Source organism: Chloroflexota bacterium, from assembly GCA_015478725.1.
GTDB lineage: Bacteria > Chloroflexota > Limnocylindria > Limnocylindrales > CSP1-4 > C-114.
Window position 1 is genome coordinate 1 of the sequence record JADMIG010000127.1, and the last position, 1,290, is coordinate 1,290.

1 protein-coding gene is annotated in these 1,290 nt (G+C 54.9%); it reads right to left on the bottom strand.

Annotated features, from left to right (window positions below; genetic code table 11):
* Positions 1 to 45: 45 nt before the first annotated feature.
* A complete protein-coding gene (locus IVW53_16075; protein ID MBF6607079.1) occupies positions 46 to 1,206 on the bottom strand; it encodes an IS256 family transposase in 1,161 nt (386 codons plus the stop codon).
* Between the last annotated feature and the right edge of the window lie 84 nt (positions 1,207 to 1,290).

Sequence of the window (1,290 nt, forward strand, 5' to 3'; positions counted from 1 at the left end):
GGCGGTGTGTCAAGTCCTGTGTAAAATTACGGGAGCTTGTCCATCTTACCTCTCGTGCGCCGCAGGCATGGTTAGCCGTTGGAACTTCACGCCTCTAATGACCGCATAGAACATCAGCAGGCAGCTACTCTCGTTTCTAAATGCTGCCCCCATCTTGTGTGAACGTCGTTTCACCTCCTCTATCAATCGCTCGATGGCGTTGGTCGTTCGGATTGCCTTCCAATGCTGTGGTGGGAAAGAGTAGAAGGTGAGGCAAGCCTCATAATCTCGCCACAGGCACTCCACAGCACTTGGATACTCTCGGCGGTACTTCTCACAGAAGGCAAGAGCTACCTGCTCGGCCTTTCCCCTGCTTTCCTGGTAGAAGATTGCCTTTAGCTCCTCTCCTACCACCTCCCGTTGCTTGTGAGGCACATAGCCAAGCACATTCTCCATCTTGTGCTTGATGCAGCGTTGGCGTGGCACTCCTGGGAACTTGGCAGCCACGGCATTGAGCATCGCCTGGTTGCCGTCTGTGATTGCCAGCCCCACCTCCGCTACTCCCCGCACACGAAGGTTCTCGAATAGCTGTTCCCAGGCCACTTGGTTCTCTCGATCTCCTACAGAGAAGCCAAGCACCTCTCTAACACCATCAGGTTTGATACCTATCACCAGCAGAATGGGCATCTTACAGCCCTCGCCCTCGTAGATCACTGTGAAGTACGTGCCGTCAGCGAATATGTACTCGTATCGGGTGGAGAGAGGACGGCTCTTCCATATGGCGTACTCCCCTTCCAGGGTGTGAAACACCCGCGATACGGTGGAGGGTGAAGGAGAGGAGCCGGTCAGCGACTCCATCACATTCCCCACCTGGCGCGTGCTCACCCCTTTGATGAACATGTTCGAGATGGCAGCGTCTACCTCTGGACGGCGACGCGAGTACCGCTCGAACAGTTGTGTCTGGTAGCCACCCCGCGTGCGAGGCACTGCCAACTCCTCAATATGCCCTACTGTGGTGTCCAAGTCGCGGTGGTAGTGGCCGTTGCGCTGGTCTGTTCTTGAGATACTGCGCTCATAGGGAAGGACACCTATCAGAGCGGTGACTTCCGCTTCCAATATAGTGGTAAGAGCCAGGCGCACCGCCTCTTTCAGTTGGCCTGTCAGCATCTGCGTGAACTCATCTTGACTGAGTGCTTGTGGTCGGGTATCCTCTGTTTTGGGAGCCATTGGTTTTTCTCCTTTCGGTAGTTTTCGAGACTTACCTATAGGATAGCCAGGCTCCCGCTTTTACACAAGATTCAGTATACCGCC